General features: G+C 64.4%; 20 protein-coding genes. 9 read left to right on the top strand and 11 right to left on the bottom strand.

Features of this window, described 5'->3' with window-relative positions:
• Window positions 1-22: 22 nt before the first annotated feature.
• Both M4J40_RS15875 and hydF read left to right on the top strand, forming a co-directional pair.
• Complete coding sequence (locus tag M4J40_RS15875; protein WP_251755327.1) at window positions 23-1,414, top strand: aspartate ammonia-lyase; 1,392 nt, start codon at window positions 23-25, stop codon at window positions 1,412-1,414.
• Between the two features lie 14 nt (window positions 1,415-1,428).
• Window positions 1,429-2,661: a [FeFe] hydrogenase H-cluster maturation GTPase HydF gene (gene hydF, locus M4J40_RS15870; RefSeq protein WP_251755325.1), complete on the top strand. Its 1,233-nt coding sequence runs from the start codon at window positions 1,429-1,431 to the stop codon at window positions 2,659-2,661.
• A gap of 164 nt (window positions 2,662-2,825) precedes the next feature.
• Here hydF and hydE read toward each other — a convergent pair whose 3' ends face one another.
• Window positions 2,826-3,875 (bottom strand): [FeFe] hydrogenase H-cluster radical SAM maturase HydE, encoded by a 1,050-nt coding sequence (gene hydE, locus M4J40_RS15865; protein WP_251755324.1) that lies wholly within the window; start codon window positions 3,873-3,875, stop codon window positions 2,826-2,828.
• Between the two features lie 218 nt (window positions 3,876-4,093).
• On the opposite strand from hydE, the gene M4J40_RS22425 reads away from it, so the two are divergent.
• Window positions 4,094-4,228, top strand: coding sequence for a hypothetical protein (locus tag M4J40_RS22425; RefSeq protein ID WP_257235226.1), 135 nt, complete (start codon window positions 4,094-4,096; stop codon window positions 4,226-4,228).
• An 83-nt stretch (window positions 4,229-4,311) separates the two neighbouring features.
• Here the strand turns inward: M4J40_RS22425 and hcp are convergent, their stop codons facing one another.
• The 4 genes from hcp to M4J40_RS15845 form a co-directional block, all read right to left on the bottom strand.
• Window positions 4,312-5,895, bottom strand: a complete 1,584-nt coding sequence (gene hcp / locus M4J40_RS15860) for a hydroxylamine reductase (RefSeq protein ID WP_251755322.1) — start codon at window positions 5,893-5,895, stop codon at window positions 4,312-4,314.
• 121 nt (window positions 5,896-6,016) lie between these two features.
• Window positions 6,017-7,336 (bottom strand): ABC transporter substrate-binding protein, encoded by a 1,320-nt coding sequence (locus tag M4J40_RS15855; protein WP_405030758.1) that lies wholly within the window; start codon window positions 7,334-7,336, stop codon window positions 6,017-6,019.
• A 111-nt stretch (window positions 7,337-7,447) separates the two neighbouring features.
• Window positions 7,448-8,197 carry an ethanolamine ammonia-lyase subunit EutC gene (gene eutC / locus M4J40_RS15850; protein WP_251755320.1) on the bottom strand — a complete coding sequence of 250 codons (750 nt, stop codon included), beginning with the start codon at window positions 8,195-8,197 and terminating at the stop codon, window positions 7,448-7,450.
• A complete protein-coding gene (locus M4J40_RS15845; RefSeq protein ID WP_251755319.1) occupies window positions 8,194-9,585 on the bottom strand; it encodes an ethanolamine ammonia-lyase subunit EutB in 1,392 nt (463 codons plus the stop codon). Before M4J40_RS15845 ends, eutC begins: the two co-directional genes overlap by 4 nt.
• A 254-nt stretch (window positions 9,586-9,839) precedes the next feature.
• Here M4J40_RS15845 and M4J40_RS15840 point away from each other — a divergent pair, with 254 nt between their 5' ends.
• From M4J40_RS15840 to M4J40_RS15825, 4 genes are read left to right on the top strand one after another with little or no spacing between them, the layout of a single operon-like run.
• Entirely contained in the window at window positions 9,840-10,580 is a 741-nt protein-coding gene (locus tag M4J40_RS15840; RefSeq protein WP_251755317.1) for an ABC transporter ATP-binding protein, read from the top strand.
• A 29-nt stretch (window positions 10,581-10,609) separates the two neighbouring features.
• Entirely contained in the window at window positions 10,610-11,356 is a 747-nt protein-coding gene (locus M4J40_RS15835) for an ABC transporter permease subunit (protein WP_251755315.1), read from the top strand.
• Window positions 11,357-11,365: 9 nt separating this feature from the next.
• Complete coding sequence (locus M4J40_RS15830) at window positions 11,366-13,240, top strand: Gldg family protein (RefSeq protein WP_251755313.1); 1,875 nt, start codon at window positions 11,366-11,368, stop codon at window positions 13,238-13,240.
• Between the two features lie 22 nt (window positions 13,241-13,262).
• Window positions 13,263-14,270 carry a DUF4340 domain-containing protein gene (locus M4J40_RS15825; protein ID WP_251755311.1) on the top strand — a complete coding sequence of 336 codons (1,008 nt, stop codon included), beginning with the start codon at window positions 13,263-13,265 and terminating at the stop codon, window positions 14,268-14,270.
• 72 nt (window positions 14,271-14,342) lie between these two features.
• Here M4J40_RS15825 and M4J40_RS15820 read toward each other — a convergent pair whose 3' ends face one another.
• Together M4J40_RS15820 and M4J40_RS15815 are read right to left on the bottom strand one after the other, a co-directional pair.
• Window positions 14,343-15,656 (bottom strand): ATP-binding protein, encoded by a 1,314-nt coding sequence (locus M4J40_RS15820; protein ID WP_251755309.1) that lies wholly within the window; start codon window positions 15,654-15,656, stop codon window positions 14,343-14,345.
• On the bottom strand, window positions 15,653-16,366 hold the full coding sequence (locus tag M4J40_RS15815; protein ID WP_251755306.1) for a response regulator: 714 nt from the start codon (window positions 16,364-16,366) through the stop codon (window positions 15,653-15,655). Before M4J40_RS15815 ends, M4J40_RS15820 begins: the two co-directional genes overlap by 4 nt.
• A 200-nt stretch (window positions 16,367-16,566) precedes the next feature.
• Here M4J40_RS15815 and M4J40_RS15810 point away from each other — a divergent pair, with 200 nt between their 5' ends.
• On the top strand, window positions 16,567-17,112 hold the full coding sequence (locus tag M4J40_RS15810; RefSeq protein ID WP_251755304.1) for a hypothetical protein: 546 nt from the start codon (window positions 16,567-16,569) through the stop codon (window positions 17,110-17,112).
• A 233-nt stretch (window positions 17,113-17,345) separates the two neighbouring features.
• The gene (locus tag M4J40_RS15805; RefSeq protein ID WP_251755302.1) at window positions 17,346-18,044 is read left to right on the top strand and encodes a D-allulose-6-phosphate 3-epimerase; all 699 of its coding nucleotides are present in this window, start codon (window positions 17,346-17,348) and stop codon (window positions 18,042-18,044) included.
• A 109-nt stretch (window positions 18,045-18,153) separates the two neighbouring features.
• Here the strand turns inward: M4J40_RS15805 and M4J40_RS15800 are convergent, their stop codons facing one another.
• From M4J40_RS15800 to tal, 4 genes are all read right to left on the bottom strand, one after another.
• Window positions 18,154-18,552 carry a diacylglycerol kinase gene (locus M4J40_RS15800; RefSeq protein WP_251755300.1) on the bottom strand — a complete coding sequence of 133 codons (399 nt, stop codon included), beginning with the start codon at window positions 18,550-18,552 and terminating at the stop codon, window positions 18,154-18,156.
• 198 nt (window positions 18,553-18,750) lie between these two features.
• Complete coding sequence (locus M4J40_RS15795; RefSeq protein ID WP_251755299.1) at window positions 18,751-19,140, bottom strand: DUF4440 domain-containing protein; 390 nt, start codon at window positions 19,138-19,140, stop codon at window positions 18,751-18,753.
• 57 nt (window positions 19,141-19,197) lie between these two features.
• Window positions 19,198-20,151 carry a sugar-binding transcriptional regulator gene (locus M4J40_RS15790; protein WP_251755296.1) on the bottom strand — a complete coding sequence of 318 codons (954 nt, stop codon included), beginning with the start codon at window positions 20,149-20,151 and terminating at the stop codon, window positions 19,198-19,200.
• 125 nt (window positions 20,152-20,276) lie between these two features.
• On the bottom strand, window positions 20,277-21,236 hold the full coding sequence (gene tal, locus M4J40_RS15785) for a transaldolase (RefSeq protein WP_251755293.1): 960 nt from the start codon (window positions 21,234-21,236) through the stop codon (window positions 20,277-20,279).
• Between the last annotated feature and the right edge of the window lie 150 nt (window positions 21,237-21,386).

Here is a 21,386-nt window from a genome sequence, read left to right as displayed (position 1 = left end):
TAGCGTGGCCTGGAGGCAGGCGATGGCGACGCGGCGCGAGGCCGATCTGATCGGCGAGCGTGACATTGCGGAGGATGCTCTTGCGGGAATCCACACGGCGAGGGCGCGCGAGAATTTCCCGCTCACCGGCCGACCGTGCCATCCCGAACTGATCAAGGCCTTCGCCGCCGTGAAGATCGCGGCGGCGAAGACCAACCATCGCCTGGGCTTCCTTGCCGACGATGTGGCGGATGCGATCGTGCGCGCCGCCAGAGAGATCGAGGATGGAGCGTTCCTCAAGGAGATCGTCGTTGATGCCCTGCAGGGCGGTGCCGGCACCTCGCTCAACATGAACGTCAACGAGGTGATCGCCAATCGTGCCGAGGAACTGCTCGGCGGTCGGCGCGGGCAGCATCTCCACGTCCATCCCAACGATCACGTCAACCTCAACCAGTCGACCAACGATACCTTCCCGACGGCGCTGAAGATCGCCGCCATCCGCCTGCTGCACCGCCTGGAGAAGGCTATTGCCGACCTTCAGGTTGCCTTCCAGGAGAAGGAGCGGACGTGGTCCGGCGTGGTCAAGATTGCCCGCACCGAGCTGCAGGACGCCTGTCCCATCGCCTATGGCGCGGTGTTCTCGGCCTGGGCCGAGGCGCTGTCGCGCGACCGCTGGCGTGTCTTCAAGTGCGAGGAGCGGCTGCGCGTCGTCAACCTCGGCGGCACCGCCGTCGGGACCGCCATCGCCGCGCCGCGCGACTACGTCTTCATGGTCACCGAGGTGCTGCGCGAGGTGACCGGGCTCGGTCTTGCCCGTGCCGAAAACCTCGTCGATGCCACCCAGAACGCCGACGCCTTCGTCGAGGTGTCCGGTATTCTGAAGGCTAATGCGGTCAACCTGTTCAAGATTTCCTCCGATCTCCGGCTCCTCTCTTCAGGGCCGCAGGCCGGCTTCGGCGAGATCCTGCTGCCGGCGGTGCAGGCGGGCTCGTCGATCATGCCGGGCAAGGTCAATCCGGTGATCCCGGAAGCGGTGGGGCAGGCGGCCATGCGTGTGATGGGCAACGACCAGATGGTGACGCTCGCCGCCCAGAACGGCCAGCTCGAACTCAACGCCTTTCTGCCGCTTTTGGCCGACGCGCTACTCGACAGTCTCAGCTTGCTCGAGGCCGCTTCCTCCGTTTTCAGGACACGCTGTGTCGAGGGACTGTCGGTCGACGAGGCGGCCTGCCGTCGCCAGGTGGCCGAGAGCCGGGCCGTCGTCACCGCGCTTCTTCCCCGCCTTGGCTACGAAACCGCCACCGAGGTGGCCGTCGCCGCGCGCGACAGCGGTCGCTCGGTGATCGAGATCGTTCTCGAACGCAAGCTGATCGAGCCCGCCGATCTCGAACGCTTGCTGTCCGCCAACGCCATGACCGCCCTCGGCACGAAGTAAACAAGGACCAGATCATGCTCGCCACGCCCAAGGGTCTTCGCCTTCACATCGGCGTTTACGGCCGGCGCAATGTCGGCAAGTCGTCGCTGGTCAATCTCCTGATCGGACAGGAGGTGTCGATCGTCTCCGACGTGGCCGGCACCACCACCGATCCGGTCGAGAAGGCGATGGAACTGCTGCCGATCGGGCCGGTGCTGTTCGTCGACACCGCTGGCATCGACGATGTCGGCAACCTTGGCGAAATGCGCATCGAGAAGACCCTCAAGGCACTCGATCACACTGACCTTGGCATCATCGTCACCGACGGCCCGATCGGTGATGACGAGATCAAGCTGATGGATGCGCTGGCCGAGCGCGAGACGCCCTATTGCATCGTCTTCACCAAGGCGGATCTCGGCTCGCCGTCGGCGGAAGCGTTGGCGTTGGCGAAGGGACGCGACGTGCCCGTCGCCTCGATCTCCACGGCCGTGAAAAGCGACGCCGCCCGGGTGCGTGAGCTCATTCTCGAAGCGGCGCCGGAAAGCTCCTTCGATGTGCCGCATCTTCTCGCGGATCTGGTGCCTGCCGGTGGCCATGTCGTGCTGGTGGTGCCGATCGACCTGTCGGCGCCCAAGGGCCGGTTGATCCTGCCGCAGGTGATGGCGATCCGCGACATTCTCGATGCCGACGCGAGCTGCACCGTGGTCAAGGAGCGTGAGCTGGCGTCGACGCTGAAAACGCTAGGAAAGAAGCCGGATCTCGTCGTCTGCGACAGCCAGATCGTACTGAAGGCGGCCGCCGATACGCCGGATGACGTGCCGCTGACCACCTTCTCGATCCTGATGGCCCGCTTCAAGGGCGATCTTGTGCGCTTGGCAGAGGGCGCGGCTCGCATCGATCAGCTGAAGCCGGGGGATCGGGTGCTGATCGCCGAGGCCTGCACCCATCACTCCATGGCCGACGATATCGGACGGGTAAAAATACCTCGTTGGTTCCGACAGTATGCCGGCGGCGATATAGAGTTCGAAACGATGGCCGGCCGGGCTTTCCCCGAGGATCTCAGTCCCTACGCGCTGGTCGTGCAGTGCGGCGCCTGTACCGTCAATCGAAAACAGGTGCTGCTGCGCATCCGGCAGGCTGAACGGCAGGGGGTGCCTATCACCAATTACGGCGTCGCCATCAGCCGCGTGCAAGGGGTGCTCCAACGTTCGCTCGGCCCGTTCCCTTCGGCGCGCATCGCCTTCGAGCGGGCCAACGCCACCCAATGAAAAGGCGGGGCCGGGGCCTCGCCTGCACGCCCCGATTCCTGCGTCAGTAGGGCCAATCGAAGGGAAAGCGTCCCGCACGGCAGGGCGCGCGATCACGGCGCACGACTTCTATCGAAAGCCGCTTCGCGTTTTCCGCGTTGGCTTGCTGGCGAGGCTTCGCTGGTTCACCTGACCTTGATCGAATGCCCAGGTCCTTGGCCGATCACCCGACCGATCGACCACACGCGGGCAGCGGCGCAGCCCGAGCACTGGTGGTCGTCCTCGTCGACGCAGGGCTTGTCCGGGTAGAGCATGTAGTTCTTGCGGAAGCGGCCGGGCGTGGCGTTGGGCATGAACACGTTGGCGCCGCGTTGCAGGACGAGGTCGCGGCCGGCATGCGGGAAGATGGCATCGAAGGCCGTGGTTGCCGGAATATGCGCCTTGGGGTTGACGATGCGAAGCGCCGACACGGCGGCAAAGAACATGTCGTGGTCGTCGGCGTAGGCGTTCGGCTTCCCGGCGAGTGGCGTTTCGGGATGGGCGATGAACGGCCCGATGCCGATCATGTCCAGGTCGAGGTCGCGACAGAGCAGGATATTGTCGGCAAGAACGTCGAGCGTTTCGCCCGGCACGCCGATCATGAAGCCGGATCCCACTTGTACTCCGAGGCTGCGCAGATCCTGGAGGCAACGAATGCGCTCATCGAGGTCGCAGTCGGGATGCAGGAAGGCGAAGAGCTCGGGGTTCGACGTTTCAAAGCGCAGGAGATAGCGGTCCATTCCGGCCGCCCGCCAACGCGCATAGGTGTCGCGCGGCCGGTTGCCGGCGCTCATGGTGACGGCCAGCTTCGTTTCCGTCTTGATCCGGCGGATGATGCGCTCGATGCGCTCATCCTCTTTCTCCGCGGCCACCTCGCCCGATTGCAGCACGATGGTGGTTTGCTGCCACCCCTCCATGCGGCGGGCCACCTCGAGGATTTCCTCCTCATCGATGCGATAGCGGCGTATGTCGTGGTTGGACTTGCGGATACCGCAGTAAAGACAGTCGTTGGCGCAAACGTTGGAAAACTCGACGATGCCGCGCAGGAACACCTCGTCGCCCATATTGGTCTTGCGCACGGCGTCGGCGCGGGCGAACAACGCCTCGCGCGGCAGGTCGAACAGGGCCTTGACGGCGGGGCGATCGAAGCTATCCCCTGCGGGGACTTCTTCCATGCGGGCAGGGGCTGTACTCATTGACTGTCCGAAAAACTTATATCTGTTGTGAAAGTTATAGCCTGAACAGCCTGTTGGTAACAGGCGCCATCCATCCCTCCGAATACTTAGACGAAACGTTTTGGATGACTCTTGAGCAGATTCGATTTTAGTTCTTGTACACGTGCGGTCCGGCTTGGGAGGAACTTGCCGGACTTCATGGTTCATGGTTGACCTGCGAACGCAACAGGGAGGCGGCCGTGATTGTCACCATGGTCAAGGAAGTGGGGCGGGCCCTTACGTGTCCGTCCGCTGGTTTTTGTCTTCGGATTGCCGTTGCAGCGGCATTCCTGACGGTGTTGTTCGGTCTTCAGGCCATCGCCGTCGGCGTTTGATACGCGCTAAGCATCCTTGGTGAAAACCGCCGGCCGGGCAGCGATGCCCGGCCGGTCCGTTTTTCCCCTCCTCGCGGGATCAATCAGGCGGCGTTGGCCATGGCCTTGAGGTCCGCTTCGACGTCGCCGACCGGCTTCAGGCCGAAGGTCTCGACAAGCACCTTCAGCACGGCGGGCGTCAGGAAGGCCGGGAGGCGCGGCCCGATGCGGATGTTCTTGACGTTGAGGTGGAGGAGGGCGAGCAGTACGCAGACCGCCTTCTGCTCGAACCACGACAGCACGATGGAGAGCGGCAGGTCGTTGACCGTGCAGTCGAACGCATCGGCCAGCGCCAGAGCCACCTTGACGGCCGAGAAGCTGTCGTTGCACTGGCCCATGTCGAGGAGACGGGGCAGGCCGGCAACGGTGCCGTAGTCGTGGCCAAGCAGGCGGTACTTGCCGCAGCCGAGCGTCAGGATCACCCAGTCCTTCGGAATGGTCGTGCCGAGGTCGGTGTAGTAGGACCGCTCGCCTTCGGTTCCGTCACAGCCGCCGATGACGGCGAAGTGCTTGATCTCTCCGGCCTTGACCGCGCCGATGATCTTGTCGGCGGCGCCCAGCACCGCGTCATGCCCAAACCCGACCATATGCTCGCCGGTCGTCACGCTGTCGGTGAAGCCGGGGGCGGCCAACGCCGCTTCGATCACCGCCGAGAAGTCGCGGTCGGCGATGTGGGCGATGCCCGGCCAAGCCACGAGATTGCGGGTGAACAGGCGGCCCTCGTAGTCCTCGAACGGCTGCATCAGGCAGTTGGTGGTCATCAGGATGGCGCCGGGGAAGTTGGGGAACTCCCGCTGCTGCAGCATCCAGGCGCCGCCGAAATGGCCGACGAGGTGCTTGAACTTCTTGAGCTCGGGATAACCATGGGCCGGCAGCATTTCGCCGTGGGTGTAGATGTTGATGCCCTTGCCCTCGGTCTGCTCGAGAAGCGCCTTGAGATCGACCATGTCATGGCCGGAAACCAGGATCGCCTTGCCAGGGACATGGCCCATCAGAACCGGCGTCGGCGTCGGCTTGCCATAGGTGTCGCAATGGGCGGCGTCGAGCAGCGCCAGAACGTTGACCGTGATCTCGCCGCACTTGAGGTTGAGGGCGAGAAGCTCGTCGACAGCGGCCACGCCGGCGTCGAGCTTGGCCAACGCCTCCACCATGAAGGCGTCGACGATCGGGTCGACTCGGTTCATCTGGCGGGCATGATGGGCATAGGCGGCCACACCCTTGAGGCCATAGAGCAGCAGCTCCTGCAGGCCGGTGACATCGTCGCCGAGGGTCGCCTTGCGTGAATCGATCATCGAGGCTCGCGACCAGGAGACCAGCGAGGCTTCGGGGGCTTCCGCCGCCACTGCAGCGGCCGGGCCGGCGGCGGCGACCACTTCGCGGATCTTGCCGAGGATCGAAGCGGTGTCGAAGTTGACGTTGGTGACGGTGACGAACAGCGCGTCCTCGAGCATCGGGGCAAGGCTCGCCGGCCGATCGGCGGCGGGCACGCTCGCATAACGGGTGGCAAGACGCTTGGCGGCGTGAACGAGCACGTCCTGCAAGTCGGAAGCCTCCGGAGATTTACCGCAGACGCCACGCGTCACGCATCCGGTTCCCCGGGCGGTCTGTTCACACTGATAGCAAAACATCTGTCCGTCTCCATCCTCGGGGGCCTTTGGCCCTTCTTGCCGGCGGGGCCGGCGGAATGGAGGGGAACTTAGGGGGAGCGCCTGCCTGCGACGTTGCGCGGCGACAAACTGCTCGGCGATTTCATGGGGACGATACGTATCCCGCTCTTTTCATCTCTCTCAGCGTCAACTGGTTTGCCGACGCCAGCGCCTGCTCCACGCTCATCTGGCCGACGACGGCGGCTGCGAAAATCTGGCCGACAGCGTCGCCGATGCGCTGGAACTCGGGGATCGCCACGAACTGGCTTCCCGTATAGGGCGCCGGCTTGACCGTGGGCTGGTCGGGGTTGGCCGTGTTGATGGCGGTCAGAGTGTAGTTGGAGAACGGGGCCGCCGAACGATAGGACGGGTTGTTGTAGAGCGATGTGCGCGTACCCGGCGGAGCGTAGGGCCAGCCCTCGTGGGCGGCGACCAGATCGGCATACTCCCGGTCCGTCGCCCAGGCGATGAAGCGTTGGGCTGCCTTGGCTTTTTCCGTGCTGGTGGGAACGGCGAAGTTCCAGGTCCACAGCCAGTTGCCGTGATTTCCAAGACCGCCGTGGCTCGGAAATGGCGCGTATCCCACGCGGCCGACCACGTCCGAGGTCATGGGATTGCTCAGCGTCGATGCGGCGACGGTCGAGTCGATCCACATCGCGCACCTGCCGGCCCGGAACAGGTCGAGGTTCTCGGAGTAGCCGTTGAAGGCGGCGCCCGGAGGTCCCGCCAACTGCATCAGGTCGACATAGAATGTGAGCGTCCGCTTCCATTCCGGGGATTCGAGCTCGGGGCGCCAGTCGAAGTCGAACCAGCGGGCGCCGAACGAGTTGGCGGCCGCGGTGAGCAGGGCCATGTTGTCGCCCCAGCCGGCCCGACCGCGCAGGCATATGCCATAGCGTCCGGCGGACTTGTCAGTGAGCTTCAAAGCCGCTTCGCGGACGAAAGCCCAGGTCGGTGAGGGCGGCATATCCAGCCCCGCCTGCCTGAACAGGTCCGTGCGGTACATCAGCATGGCGCTCTCGCCGTAGAGCGGCGAGGCGTAAAGCTTGCCACGGTAGGAGACAGCCTTGCGGATCGCCGGAAGGAGGTCGTCGGCGTCATAGTTGTCGCCCAGATCGTCAAGCGGCTGAAGCCAGCCTTGCCGCGCCCAGATCGGTACTTCGTAGTTGCCGATGGTGATGATGTCGAACTGACCGCCGCGCGTCTCGATGTCGGTTGCAATCTTTTGCCGCAGAACACTTTCTTCCAGGATGACCCAGTTGATGTGGATGCCCGGATTGCTCGCCACGAAGTCGTCGGTAAGCTCCTGCATGCGGATCATGTCGGCATTGTCGACGGCGGCAACCGTCAGCACATCGGTCGCCATGGCGGCAACGGTCGTGCCGATCAGCGTCGCAACCCCCACAATCGCGCAGAAGCGCATCGCCCTTACTCCCCCGACTCACTTCACTCCATCGGGAATGCTAATGCGGCAATCGGCACGAAGGTACTGGCGAAGGGTCGAGAAAGGAGTGACGGTCGAGAAAGTCTCGGATCAAGTGGAGGCCGGCAGCGCTTCAGTCCCCGCCATGTCCTCCTTGAGGTCGACGCCGGTGAGCCCGAGCCGCAGGGCTTGCCGGGTCAGCCAGGCGATCTTGTCGGCCGCCATCTCGTGCGTCAGGCCGTCGGCGTGAATGTTGGAGAGACAGTTGCGCTCGCTGTCGCGCCGGCCGACCTTCGGGTCGAAGGTCAGATAAGCGCCGAGGCTGTCGGGAACCGACAGGCCGGGGCGCTCGCCGATCAGCACCACGATGATGCGGGCTCCGAACGCTTCGCCGACCTCGTCGCCAAAGGCGACGCGCGCCTGTTCGCCCAGCGCAATGGGCGCTATCCTGAGGTCTCCCATCCTGCGCAGACAGGCCGACAATACGGTCTCGGCATGCGCTTCCACGGCGGCGGCCGAGAGGCCGTCGGCGATGACGAAGGCGACATCCCACTCGCCCTTTTCAATGCCGGCAAGGGCTGTCGGATCGACGCGTCGGCCGAGATCGGGGCGGGCGAGGTAGGTCGATCGATCGGTGGCGCGCGACTTGAGGCGGATCACCGACTGCGTAGCGCCGATCCGTTCCGCCATGGCGGAGAAGTCGACGCGGCCATGCACGGCATCGCGGGCGCGGGCATGGGCGAGCTGAAAGTCTAGCACGGCGCGGATCGGCAGCGAGTCGCCGGCTCGCCCGAGGCCGATGCGGGCGCGGGTGACGGCTCTGAAGCGAGCGAATGGATCGAGGTCGATGGGATTGCTCATGCCGACGCCCTGTAGTCGATGAGGCGTCGCACGTCGGAGCTGGCTTGCGGCGCCAGCCGCCCTTCGCTGTCGAAGAGCCCCATGCGGTAGAGCCAGGCCTCGAACTCGGGCGCCGGCGGCCGCCCGAAGGAATGACGGAGGCTGACGATGTCATGGTAGCTGAGCGACTGGTAGTTCAGCATCACGTCGTCGGCGCCGGGCACGGCGATCAGGAAATTGACGCCGGCCGAGGCGAGCAGGAACATCAGGTTGTCCATGTCGTCCTGGTCGGCTTCGGCGTGGTTGGTGTAGCAGACGTCGACGCCCATCGGCACGCCCAGCAACTTGCCGCAGAAGTGGTCCTCCAGGCCGGCCCGGATGATCTGCTTGGCGTCGTAGAGATACTCCGGCCCGATGAAGCCGACGACGGTATTGACGATCAACGGCTTCAGGTGACGGGCGACGGCGTAAGCGCGCGCCTCCACTGTCTGCTCGTCGACGCCATGATGGGCGTCGGCGCTGAGCGCCGATCCCTGGCCGGTTTCCAGATACATGACGTTGTCGCCAACGGTGCCCCGCTTGAGGCTGAGAGCGGCTTCGCGCCCCTCCCGAAGCACGTTGAGGTCGACGCCGAAGCCGCGGTTGGCGGCCTCGGTGCCGGCGATCGACTGAAACACCAGGTCGAGCGGCGCGCCGGCCTCGACGGCCTTGATCGACGTCGTCACATGCGTCAGCACACAGGATTGCGTTGGAATGTCGAAGCGCTGGCGAAGCCGGTCGAACAGCTCCATCAACCGCATGCAGGCTTCGAGGTTGTCGCCGGCCGGGTTGATGCCGATCACCGCGTCGCCAACCCCATAGGTGAGGCCGTCGAGCGTCGACCCGGCGACCCCCTCCGGATCGTCGGTCGGATGGTTTGGCTGCAGGCGGCTGGACAGGCGCCCCTTCAGGCCGATGGTGGTCCGGAAGCCGGTGACGACGCTGGTCTTGGCGGCGGCGACGATCAGGTCGTGGTTGCGCATCACCTTGGATACCGCGGCGACCATCTCCGGCGTCAGGCCTGGGGCGAGGGCGGAAAGCGCGTCCGTGGTGCTTTCGTAGGACAGCAGCCAGTCGCGAAACTGGCCCACCGTCATGTGGGCGACTGGCGAAAAGGCGGCAGCGTCATGGCTATCCAGGATCAGCCGGGTGACCTCGTCGACCTCGTAAGGGATCAACGGCTCCTCAAGGAAGGTGCGGAGCGGAATGTCAGCCAGAAGATAACGGGCGGCGACGCGACGCTCGTTGGTGTCGGCGCCGATGCCGGCCAGCCGGTCGCCGGACTTCTCAGGCGAGGCCGCGGCCATGAGGGCCTTGAGGTCGTCGAAGACATGGCGCTGGCGGCCGAGCAGGATGGCATAGCTGGACATGTCTGCCAGTTTATCATCGCCCAAGGAATGGCCAAGGCGTTTTGTTGGGCACGCCCCGCCTCGGGCGCAGTCAGTCGAGGGGCGCGAGTAATGCGCGGGACCGACTTTGATGAACAATCGGTAAGGTCTGTTTTTGAACACGATTTCGCCAAGAATCCGATATCCCTGCTTGCTCGCCCGTGGTAGCTCCGGCCGGACCGGTTCGGGGCCGCTGGGCACCCAGATGGACGATTTCGAACGCTGGAGGAAAAGGCATGCAACTCGTTCAGGCCAGCGGCCTGGTGAAGACCTTTTCGAGACTGCGCGCCGTGGACGGCGTCAGCCTTGAGGTGAGCCGTGGCGAGGTCGTGGGCTTTCTTGGCCCCAACGGCGCCGGCAAGTCGACGACCATGAAGATGCTGACCGGCTTCCTCGAACCCGACGCCGGTACCGCCTCGATCGCCGGCCACGACGTTTTCGCTGACCCGATCGCCGCGCGCCGTCATCTTGGCTATCTGCCCGAGGGGGCGCCGGCCTATGGCGACATGACGGTCGCCGATTTCCTCGCCTTCGTCGGACGCATGCGCGGATTATCGAGCGCAATGCTTGGCGAACGCCTTGCCGAAATGGTCGAACGCGTCAACCTCGCCGCCGTCTGGAATCGGCCGATCGACGCGCTATCCAAGGGGTTCAAGCGCCGTGTCGGTATTGCCCAGGCACTGATCCATGACCCCGAGGTTCTCATCCTCGACGAGCCGACCGATGGCCTCGACCCCAACCAGAAGCACGACATGCGCGAGCTGATCGCAGCCATCGCGCCTGGCAAGGCGATCGTGATCTCGACCCATATCCTCGAGGAAGTCGAGGCGATCTGCAGTCGGGTCGTCATCATTGCCGAGGGCAAGGTGGTCGCCGATGCGACGCCGACCGCGCTTCTCGATGCCGCCGCCGTCGATGGCAAGCGACCGACGCTCGAAACCGTCTTCCGCTCCATCACCGGCAGCAAGGCCGCCTGACGCCGATTATCTTCCGGAGACAATCCGAGATGAAAACTTCTTTCCGCACCATCGCGCTGGTGTTTGGCCGCGAGTTCCGCGCCTATTTTGCGACGCCGCTCGCCGCCGTCTTCCTGCTAGTGTTCCTCGCCCTTTCGGCCGGTCTGGCCTTCTTCGCCGGTGGCTTTTTCGAGCGAGGGCAGGCCGACCTTGGCCCCTTCTTCGCCTGGCACCCCTGGCTCTTTCTCATCCTGATGCCCGCCATCGGCATGCGGCTCTGGGCCGACGAGCGCCGATCCGGCGTCATCGAGCTTCTGATGACGCTGCCTGTTCGCGCCCATGAGGTGGTGATCGGCAAGTTCCTCGCCGGCTGGGCCTTCACGGCGGTGGCGCTGGTGCTCACCATGAGCTTCTGGCTGGTGACGCTCTATCTCGGGTCGCCCGACAACGGCATCGTCCTTGCGAGCTACATCGGGTCCTTCCTGATGGCCGGCGCCTTCCTGGCGATTTCGGCCTGCATCTCGGCAATGACCAAGAACCAGGTGATCGCCTTCATCCTTGCCGCCATCGTGTCCTTCCTACTGGTGATGTCCGGTACCAATCTGGTGCTCGCGGCCCTTCGCGGCTGGGCGCCGGCCTTCGTGGTCGATCTGGTGCAGTCGCTCTCCTTCATCACCAACTTCGACCGGTTGACGCGCGGTGTCCTCGAGGCCCCAGCCGTCATCTTGTTCCTGTCGACCATCGTGCTCGCGCTCTGGATCAACGTCCAGGTCGTCGACGCCAAGAAAGCCGCCTGAGGTTCAGCGATGTCGAAACTCAACCGGATCCCCAAAACCCGCCTCGTCGCCGTTGGCGCCGTCCTCGCGGTCATCCTTTATCTGGCCGTGAATTCGCTTGCGTCGACGTTGTTCCGTTCGAGCCGCATCGACCTCACGGACGGTGGACTCTATTCGCTCTCCCATGGCACGGTGGCCATGCTCGACAAGCTGGACGAGCCAATCCACATGCGCCTGTTCATGTCGGCCGGTCTGCATCAGGCTGCTCCGGCGCTTTCGGCCTACGCCTCGCGCGTCCGGGCCATGCTGGACACCTACGAGAGCCTGTCGCACGGCAAGATCACCCTCGAGGTGATCGATCCCCAGCCCTACTCTGAGGAAGAGGATCGCGCCGTCGGTCTCGGCATCAACCGCATCAGCCTCGATGGCAGTTCCGATCCGATCTACTTCGGTCTCGCCGCCACCAACTCCACCAACGGCTCGGCCAACATTCCCGTGTTCACGCCGGACCGCGAGGCGTTCCTCGAATACGATCTGACGCGCCTGGTCGCCGAACTTGGACAGCCGAAGAAGCCCGTCGTCGCTCTTATTGACGGTCTCGGAATGGCCGGCAATCCGATGGCAGGCCAGGAACCAGCTCAGATCCTGACGATGCTGAAGGAGACCTACAAGGTCGAGACCATCGGCGGCGACGTCGACAAGCTGCCCGACAACACCCGCGTCGTGCTGGTCGTGCAGCCCCAGAATCTCAGCGACCGCACACTCTACACCCTCGACCAGTGGGTGCTTTCGGGCGGAGCCACTCTGGTGTTCGCCGATCCGTTCGCCGAGACCCAGATGGGCCCCCGGCCCGGCATGCCGGCGGAGAACAACGCCTCCGACTTCCAGAAGATGTTTGACGCCTGGGGAGTGGGCTTCGACGCCAAGAAGGCGATCGGCGATCCCGACTGGGCGATCCGCACCACGCGCAATATCGGCGGACGTCAGGCCGAGGTTGCGAACTATCCCTGGTTCGCCATCCAGGACGATGGCTTCGACCGCGGCGACGCCGTCACCTCCAAGCTCAACGCTGTGGTGATGACCACCGCTGGCAGCTTCACCTCCACCGGCAAGGACACGACGCTGAAGCCGTTGATGTATGCGTCCGCAGACGCCGGCCTGCTGCCGGCGGGAGAAGCGGCCGATCCCTATGGCGATCCACGCGCCCTTCTCGCCAAGATCGAGAAGACCGGTAGTCGCCCGGTGGTTGCCGCTCGTCTCGAAGGCAAGCTTCACACCGCTTTCCCGGATGGCAAGCCCAAGGACTCGGCCGCCGATGCCGCGCCGATCAAGGAAAGCGCGTCGGCCCCCAACGTCATCCTCGTCGGTGACGCCGACATGCTGTCCGATCGCAACTGGCTGCAGAAGCAGAATGTGCTCGGCCGGCAAGTGGCGCAGGCATTCGCCAACAACGGCGACTTCCTGCTCAACGCCGTCGAGCAAATGGCTGGTGGCGTGGCGCTGGCCGACCTTCGCAGCCGCACCGTCTCCTGGCGTCCGTTTACCCGGATCGACGCGCTGGAGCGGGCCGCCGAAGAGCGGTTCCTCGCCAAGCAGCAGGAGCTGACACAGCGCATCGCCGACACCGAGAAGAAGCTGAAGGACGCCTCGACCACCGGCGAAGCCAAGGATGGCGAACTGGTCTCCGCCGAGCAGGCGAAGACGATCGAGACCTTCCGGTCCGATCTGCTGTCGGCCCGCGCCGAACTGCGTGAGGTGCAATACAACCTCCGGGCCGACGTTGCCCGGCTCAAGAACTGGATCATGGTGTTGATCATTGGCGTCGTGCCGGCGGCGGTGGCGCTGATCGCCCTCGTCTTCGCGCTGCGCCGGCCTCGCCGGCCGGTGCCGGTCCGCAAAGCCTGAGTCCAGCGAGGAGTTACCTGATATGACGCCGAAATCGCTCTTCGGTCTTGCCGTCGTCACCGCCGCCGCCGTTGTCGCGGCCGTGGTGGTCGCTGGTGGGACTGCCGCCGACAGCGCCGTCGCCGATCGTGGCCGGGCGCTTCTGCCGGACCTCGTGAAGACATCAGCATCTGTGGAAAGTCTCGCCGTGACCGTCGGCAAGGACACCACCACGCTGACGCGCGAAGGAGACCGCTTCGTGGATGCGTCCGGCTACCCGGCCAAGATCGACGTGGTCCGCAAGCTCGTCTCGTCCTTGGCCACGCTGACCATCGACGAGGACAAGACCGACAAGCCCGACCGCTACGTCGATCTCGGACTTGCCGACCCGACCGCCGATGACGGGGCGGCCACCAAGGTTGCGCTGCTGGACAAGCAGGGCAAGCCGTTGGCCGTCGTCTATGCCGGTACCAAGGACTACACGGTCGGAGGTAGCCGAGGTGGCCAGTACGTTCGCATCGACGGCAACCCGCAGTCCTATCTGGTGCGTGGTTCCCTCGACGTGCCGACAGCGCGGGCCGACTGGTTCGATGCCAGCCTGACCGACATCAAGCCCGCGACCTTGTCGAAGGTGACACTGACCGATGCCGGCGGCGCGACCGTCGACTTCGTGCGGACGGGCGACAAGCTTCTTCCGGCGGCTTTGCCCGATGGCAAGACGCCGGACGAAGGCAAGGCCAATCGCGTCACGGCCTTCCTGCAGGGCTTCAACTTTACCGATGTCCGCAAGGAAACGCCTGCGTCCATCGCCAACACCACCCGTCTTCGCTACGAGACCACCGATGGTCTTGCGGTCACGGCAACGGCCGTCCCCGCGGCGGATGACGCTGGCAAGGGCTGGATCCGCATTGTCGCCGAAGCGATCGATCCCAAGGCGGCCGACGCCGCCAAGGCGATCAACGAGAAGGCGGCCGGTTACGAGTTCAAGGTCAACACCATTCACACCGAGATGTTCGGCTGGACGGTCGCAAGTCTGGCCAAGGACGGCTGACCCAGACGCCGGCTGGAACGAAGTGAAACATGCGGCCGGCGGGGGAACCTGCCGGCCGTTGCCTGTTCGGAGCTATCCTTCGATTTCCAGGACGGCCAACAGACCGTGCGGCGCGTGGTCGGCCAGCAAGATGCGTCCACCATGCGCTTCAGCGACGTCTCGGGCGATGGTGAGGCCAAGCCCGAAGCCGGAATTCGGCATGGAGCTGCGGGCGCTGTCGCCGCGCACGAAAGGCTCGAGCAGGTGCTCCCTCTCACCGGCTGGTATGCCCGGGCCGTTGTCGGCCACTGAAATCGCCAGACCCCGCCCTGACAGCTTCCGCAGGGATATCACCACCTTGTCACCGTAGCGCACGGCATTGTCCGCGAGGTTGGTAACCGCCCGCATGATATCGCGACGCCTTACGCAAGCACTGAGACGGCTCGGCCCCTCATAGGATACCGTGTGGCCGAGGTCGGCGAACTGGTCGGCGATGGTCTGCAAGAGGCTTGGCAGGTCGGTCTGGTCGAAGGGCTCGGGACTGTCGGTGCCGGAGAGGTGGACGAGCGCCACGTGGGCCAGCGCGGCCATGTGGTCGAGGTCGGCCAGCATCGGTTCGCGGATCGTCTCGTCGTCGATGAACTCGGCGCGCAGTCTCAGGCGGGTAATCGGCGTTCGGAGGTCGTGGCTCACGGCTGCGAGCATGGTCGTCTTTTCCGCCATGAGCTTGCCAATGCGCGCGCGCATGCGGTTGAAGGCTGAGATGGCCGATCGCAGCTCACGCGGCCCGATTTCCGGAACCGACACGTCCGAGCGCATGTCGCGCAGGCGCTCCACGGCGGTCTCGAAGCGCCTGAGAGGGCCGATGATGACGATCATGGCCCAGCTCACCAGCACGATAGTCGTGATGAGCAGGAAGACGAGCAGGGTCGTGCCGGGGCCGAAGAAGTGCGGTGCATCCGCTTCGGGTAGGTCCAGCCTGTAGCAGGCGCCGTCGGAGAGCTCGATAAAGAGTGGGCCGATCAGCTCGTCTCCGGGAGCCGGCCGCCCCTCCAGCACCTTCCAGGCTTTGGCGGCTCCACCCAGGCGCGCGGCCAGCGGGCCAAACCGGATCTCGGTCGCTTCCTTCGGTACTGGGTCGGCGCAGAGTGCGATCGACGGAAGGTTATCCGCCATCAGTTCGATGAGCCGTGGTCGTTCCGCAGGATTGGCCGCAGCTAGCATATGTGCGGCGGCGCCTATCTCGCCGGCCGTTTCTGCCGGCGAGGCACTGAAGACCGAGCGGGGATTGGACAGGAAGAAATAGGCGGTCAGCCCCCCATGTATCGCCGCGATCGAAAGCACCAGCAGAACGATGACCTGGCCGGCAACTGAATCGAAGACCAGGCGCAGGACCCGGCCGATCATGAGGGCGTAACTTCGGGAGTAAACAGATAGCCTTCCGAGCGAATGGTGCGAATGAACTCGGATTTCTCGTCATCGGGAGAGAGCTTGCGTCGCAGGCGGCTCACCAGGATGTCGATCGACCGCTCGAAGGGCGCGGCGAGGCGGCCCTGGGTCAGCTCCAGGAGTTGGTCCCGACTGAGCGTGATGCCGGATCGCTCGGCGAAGGCGACCAACAGGTCGAACTCCGCGCCGGTCAGTGTTGCCTTGGCGCCGCTTGGGGTTGTCAGGCTGCGTTCTCGGGTGTCGATCACCCATCCGGCAAAGGTCAGGCGCCGGGCGTCCGACCGCGTCGTCTTGGCGGCGGGCAGACTGCTCCGTCTCAGAATGGCGCGGATGCGAGCCAGGAGCTCGCGAGCACTGAACGGCTTGGCAATGTAGTCGTCGGCGCCGATCTCTAGACCCACCACCCGATCGATCTCTTCTCCGCGTGCCGACAGGATGATGATCGGCATGGTCGAGCCATTGCGCAGGCGCCTGCAGATGCTCAGTCCATCCTCACCGGGCAGCATGATGTCGAGCAGTACAATATCGACGCGCGAGGTCGCCAGGATGCGGTCCATCTCGCGCCCGTCGCGGGCTACAGATACGCGGCAGTCGTTCGCCTTGAGGTAGCGGGAGACCAGCGTATTGATGTCGTTATCGTCTTCTACGAGCAGGATGTGGTTCTGCATGAAGAAAGGCCATCTCCATTCAACGGCCGAGCTTTAGCATTCGGGCGGTCGGCCACGACAGTTATTTTGTATCTGGATGTTTCCTTTCGTGACTGTCGAAACGCCTTGTTACCGCGCCAGCCAATTGGTTACCGCTCGTTAACGGACGCGGCGCTTGGTTTCCCGAAGGTAATGCGTAAGACTCTAGCCCGAGGGTAAAAATGACCTCGATTTCATCAACAAACGCCTATCAGTCGCCGCTTGCTCGGCTGCAGTCGACGCTACAGTCCGATATCAGCGCCGGCAGCATCCAGTCGACCAGCCAATCCGCTCTCGAAACCGCAATCGAAAGCATCGACGAGACCCTGTCGAGCAATCGGTCGAGCCAGACCTCCGGCAGCAAGCCACCGTCGCCCGACGAGATGAAGGAGAAGATCGCAGATCTGATCCAGCAGCAGGTCGACGCCGGCACGCTGACCTCCGATCAGGCCGACGAGCTCGCCAAGGTCTTCGACGAAACCTTCTCGCAGGGGCCGCAAGGCGCCGGCGGTCCGGGTGGAGCCGGCGGACCGCCTCCGGGGCCGCCCCCGGAGGGGGAGGAAACGACGGACAGCACCGACAGCAGCTCGTCGTCCGGTACGACCATCGCCGACATTCTTGAGGAGCTGCAGGCGGCGCTCGCCGAGAGCAACCAGACGGCCTATGGTGCCGACGGTTCTACGACCTCATCGAACAGCACCAGCTATCTTTTCGATCTGGTCGCCTGAGGCAATCGTCGATCGCGCATTTTGGGCGGCGGGGCAGGGCTCCGCCGTTCCGCGTTTCCGGGGGCGGAATGGGCCGTGCATGACGGCCGCGCGAAAAAAGCACTCTTCGCTACGAAAGCACTAGTGCTATCCAAGTGCTTGTGCGCAATCTTGAACATGGCGCGCCAGCGGGCCGGCGAAGGCCGTCGTCCGGTGGGGCGCCTTGCTTGTTCTGACCCCCGGAGAACCGCCTGATGAACCGCCCCGCCGCCGGATGGATCGACCGCCTCCCGACCGACCACCTGATCACCGAGTTCTCGATGTGGTCGTCGGACCTCCTGCGCATCGCCGACGAAGTTGTCCGTATCGACCCTTATGCCAACGTGATCCACATCGACGCCTCCGATGGCGTCTTTGCAGATACGTTGCTGATGTTCCCGGAGATCGTGGCCCGCATCCGCTCGATCACCGACAAGCCCATTCACGTCCACCTGATGGTCGGAGAGCCGGCGTTGATCAACCAGATCAATCAGTTCGCGGCCGCCGGTGCCGACGCTATCTCCATCCATGCCGAGAACACCCTGCTGACCGACAGCGGTATCGCCCGTATCAATGAGCTCGGTCTCGTGGCCGGTGTCGTGCTTAAGGTCGATACACCAGTTGCCAAGCTGATCCGCCACTTGCCGCGCGTTCAGTTGGTCACGTTGTTTGGTGCCGGTATCGGTGAGCGCGAGGGTATCAGTCAGTCGGCGACGCAACGTCTCGAAGAAGCGCGGAAGTACATTGCCGGGATTCCGAGTGCTCACCGCATTGTTCTGGTGGCCGACGGCGCCATTCGCGAGGATACCGTGCCAGTGCTGCGCAAGGCGGGAGCCCAGGCGATCGTTGCCGGCAAGCTTGTGTTCGATGCACCCGATCTCGGCAAGCGCATGGAGTGGTTGAACAGCCTTTGATCCGGAAACAAAGGCCGCTGGATCGAGATGTCAGAAACATTTTCGGCCGAGCCGAAACATAGAAGGCGTCGGGGCATTGCCCTGACGCCTTTTCCTTAGTCTCCGCGCGTCAGCGGGCGACCACCAGCCACTCCGGTTTGAACCAACGGTCGGCCGGCCCGTCGTAACGCAGGCGATTGATGTCCCAATGGCGGATGAAGCGCGCGTAGGCCTCCCAAACCGCTGGCCCTCCGGCGACGTAGACGACCCGGTCAGGGAAGCGAGCCAGGACATCCTCGGGGCGGTCGCTCGAACGGACGGGGCAAAGCGTACGATCGAACTTCATGAAACCGGGCAGGGTGGAAATGGTATGCGGGCCGGCCAGCATGACATGGCCACGCGTCACCTCGTAAAAGCGTTCGACGTCGGCGACGAACTCCCTGTCCGGATTGCCCTCCCACGGCAACTCACCGTTGAGTCCTATCTGCCCCCGCTGGCCGATCGCGCAGATTGCCCTGACATCCGCCATGATTCCATCCGCTGTCTGTTGCGATTGCCACCGAGCATAGCAATCCCTAAGCGGAAAACCCAATAGTGCATTTTCGAGCAAGTTGGGCCCCTCAAGCAAGTTGGACAGGGTCGCGCCAGACACGGCGACTTCCCTCCGGCAAGCGTGAAAGCCCGCGCGGATCGACGGAAGGGCCTCATGCTCCCGCGCACAGGCGTGTCAGGCGGCGAGGCCTGCGCCGGTGAATGACCAGTGCGTCTGGATGATGCGCCATCCCTCGGGGGACCGCCGGTAAACCTCGGTACAGTTCCAAGCGACGCGCTTTCCCTCGCTGCCGTTCCAGGAAACGAAGCGGAAGGTCAGTACGGCGGCTTCGCCTATCACCTGAACCTTCGGTTCGAGCATTTCATGACGCGGCGCGAAGATCTTGCCGCGCAGGTCGCCATAAAGGGCTGCCAGCGCAGCCTTGCCGTCGACCCTGGTCTCGCGGAAAGGATCGAAGTAGGTCAGGTCCTCGGCCGACAAGTCGAGAAAGGCATCGGGATCCCCCGCGCACCAGCGGTCGAGCGCTGCTTTTTCCAATGCGATAATGTCGTCGGCGATAGTCACGGCAATCTCCCCCTTTGGCTTGGCTGGGAGATTAGGGCTGCACGATGTCGACGCCTGTCAGCAGCGAGAGGGGGAAAGCGCCATCAGCGCCTCGGCTGTCTCGATGTCGGTGGCGACCGCGTTGACGATGCCGCCGGTGACGGCTGCGCGGATCGCCTCGGCTTTCAGAGGTGACAACGCGGCGGCGATGCAGAGCGGCACGCGAGCGAGGCGTTCCAGCGAAATGGAAAGGGTGCGGTCGTCGAACTCCGTGCCGACGGGCCGACCATCCTGACCGAAGAAGCGTCCGCATATGGTACCCACGGCGCCATGCGCGCGGATTTCTTCAAGCTTGCCGGGGGCGATGAACCCTTCGCGAAACACCATGGCATTCGCCGAGATGGCGCCAACGCCCACCACGGCCATGGCGAGGCGGTCCATCATGGAAAGGACGCCGCGCACGGTACCGGTCTCGCGCAGAAGGTGCGCCGCGCCGGCGTCGTCGACGATTGCCGGTACCGGCAGTTGCCAGGCCTGGGCGCCGAGACCGGCGGCGAACCTTCGGCAGACCTCGGAGGAGTGGGTGTAGTGTTCCGGCGCGCCGACGCCGCCGACCAGGGCGACGACGTTGAGGTCGCGCGCCGGCGAACGACGCGAAGCCGCCGCGATGGCTGCCACGGTAGCGCCGTCGGAGACGCCGAGCACGTCACCGCTCTTCAGGGTGTCTTCAATGATGCGGGCAACCGCCTTGCCCAGCGTGTCGGCATGGGTGCCAGCCTTGTTTTCGACGATGATCGCGAGACGGAGGCCGAGGTGGGCCTTCAACCTTTGCTCGGCAGCACCATCGCGAAATGCCTTGGGCGTGACCTGAAACTCGATATAGCCGAGATCGAGCGCTGATTTCAGGGCTCGGCTGACTGTTGCTTCTGATATTTCAAGGAGTCGGGCGATCTCGGTCTGCGGCAGGCGCTGCTCGTAGCGGAGGCGGGCGATCTCGACGATCATGTCTTCGCTGCGGCGGGGCCGGGGCATGATATGCGCCTTGGATGGGGCTTGAAGTCACAAACCTCCGGCGTCCGGCACGTCGTCCGTCGTCGACGTGCCGGCCCGGGGAGACGGTCGGGGTATTGGCTTGAAAATACCCCGGCCTAAGGTCGTCAGGCGGCGAAGCGCTTGGCGACGATATTGCGCAGCTCGCCGAGATCCTTGGCGAACAGGCGGATGCCCTCGGCCAGCTTCTCGGTGGCCATCGGGTTCTGGTTCATGGCCCAGCGGAAGGCCTTCTCGTCGAGGTTGACCACAGCGGGCTTCGGGCCCGGCTTGTTCGGGGACAGCGCGCGCTGGAGCGTGCCATTGTCGGCGGCCAGCGCATCGAGAAGCGCCGGGGAGATGGTCAGGCGGTCGCAGCCGGCCAGCGCTTCGACTTCACCCTGCGAGCGGAAGGAGGCACCCATCACCACGGTCGGGATGCCGTGGGCCTTGTAGTAGTCGTAGATGCCACGTACCGAAACGACGCCCGGATCCTCGTCCGGCGTGAAGGTGCGGCCCTCGGCCTTGACGTACCAGTCGAGAATGCGGCCGACGAACGGCGAGATCAGGAAGGCCTTCGCATCGGCGCAGGCGATGGCCTGGGCGATGTCGAAGATCAGCGTCATGTTGGTGTCGATGCCTTCCTTCTGAAGGATCTCCGACGCGCGGATGCCTTCCCAGGTGCCGGCGACCTTGATCAGGATCCGCTCGCGATCGACGCCGTTGGCCTTGTAGGCCGCGATGATGGCGCGCGCCTTCTCGACGGTGGCGGCAGTGTCGAACGAGAGGTCGGCGTCGACCTCGGTGGACACGCGCCCCTCGACCAGCTTGGTGAGCTCGGTGCCGACGGCAACGGCGAGGCGATCGCCGATGGCCTTGATCGCCGCTTCCTGCGTGCCACCCTGCTTCTTGCCCCAGGCAACGGCGTCGGCCAGGATCGGCTCGTAGGCCGGCAGGCCGATAGCCTTCAGCACCAGGGTCGGGTTGGTCGTGCAGTCGACCGGCTTGAACTTCTTGATGGCGTCGATGTCGCCCGTATCGGCGACCACCACGGTCATCTCGCGCAACTGATCCAGCTTGGAAGCCATGTCCTCAACTCCATATCCGGCCGCGCATTCGTTGACGCCGCGGCCGCTCTCCGTCCTCACAAACTATGGTCCTTCGATCGCCAAAATGCAAGAAACAGATAAAAAGAAATTAATTGCATTTTAAGTTCGCAAATGGAACGGGCGGGCCCT

It is taken from the genome of Pleomorphomonas sp. JP5 (assembly GCF_023721815.1).
In the GTDB taxonomy this organism is placed as follows: domain Bacteria; phylum Pseudomonadota; class Alphaproteobacteria; order Rhizobiales; family Pleomorphomonadaceae; genus Pleomorphomonas.
This window is presented reverse-complemented; position numbering and strand designations above follow the sequence as displayed.